The organism is Klebsiella sp. K5-45 (assembly GCF_030128605.1).
GTDB classification, from domain to species: Bacteria; Pseudomonadota; Gammaproteobacteria; order Enterobacterales; family Enterobacteriaceae; genus Klebsiella; species Klebsiella quasipneumoniae.
Map to the genome: position 1 here is coordinate 1 of NZ_JAKUZW010000069.1, position 550 is coordinate 550.

At 47.8% G+C, this 550-nt stretch carries 1 protein-coding gene and 1 pseudogene; both read right to left on the reverse strand.

All coding sequences use genetic code 11. From position 1 onward, the window contains the following. Positions 1–301, reverse strand: a pseudogene (locus MKS11_RS27505) (transposase); the annotation flags it as partial. 175 nt (positions 302–476) lie between these two features. Next, positions 477–550: hypothetical protein (locus MKS11_RS27510; protein WP_032414367.1), on the reverse strand; the 74-nt coding region annotated here is incomplete at its 5' end.

The following is a 550-nucleotide window of genomic DNA, read 5'->3' on the forward strand; positions in this document are numbered from 1 at the left end:
TGTCAACTGCCAGATGCAACTTTCGCCATATACGACGGCGTTCTTTGCCGTGTTTTTTGACTTTCCATTCGCCTTCACCAAAGACCTTCAGCCCGGTGGAATCAATCACCAGATGCGCGATTTCACCCCGGGTGAACGTTTTGAAACTGACATTAACCGACTTTGCGCGCTTGCTGACACTGGTGTAATCCGGGCAGCGCAACGGAACATTCATCAGTGTAAAAATGGAATCAATAAAACCCTGTGCAGCCCGCAGGGTCAACATGAACACGCGTTTCATGACCAGAACGGTGGTGATTGAAGTGGTCAACAAAAACTGGCCACCGCGTTAGAGTTTTTCCAGTATCGGTTTTCTGATTCGTTTGGTGGTAACCCACCATTATATTCGTGCGGTCTTAGTGCGCTGTAATATCCAACGATATAGGGCACTGTTGCAAAGTTAGCGATGAGGCAGCCTTTTGTCTTATTCAAAGGCCTTACATTTCAAAAACTCTGCTTACCAGGCGCATTTCGCCCAGGGGATCACCATAATAAAATGCTGAGGCCTGGC